The sequence below is a fragment of the Bacillus sp. SIMBA_005 genome, from assembly GCF_046535585.1.
In the GTDB taxonomy this organism is placed as follows: Bacteria; Bacillota; Bacilli; order Bacillales; family Bacillaceae; genus Bacillus; species Bacillus pumilus.
Genome location: NZ_JAWRWI010001267.1, coordinates 1 through 231, shown reverse-complemented (window position 1 = coordinate 231; position 231 = coordinate 1). Strand labels below are relative to the sequence as shown.

At 51.5% G+C, this 231-nt stretch carries 1 protein-coding gene; it reads left to right on the top strand.

Going from position 1 to position 231, the window contains the following annotated elements:
• The coding region (locus SB660_RS24140) for a substrate-binding domain-containing protein (RefSeq protein WP_410585172.1) at positions 1-231 on the top strand (231 nt) is incomplete at both ends.

Genomic DNA, 231 nt, shown 5'->3' with positions numbered 1-231 from the left:
GCACTCGGGGCGCTCGAAGCGATTAACAGCTCGGGCAAACACATTTTGGTCGTCGGTTTCGACGGAAATAAAGATGCGATTTCTTCCATTAAAAGCGGGAAGCTGACAGCCACGGTCGCCCAGCAGCCGGAGCTGATCGGAAAACTGGCGGTCGAAGCGGCGGAGCAGGTGCTCAAAGGAGAAAAAGTCAAAAAAACCATTTCCGCTCCATTGAAACTTCAAACGCAAAAA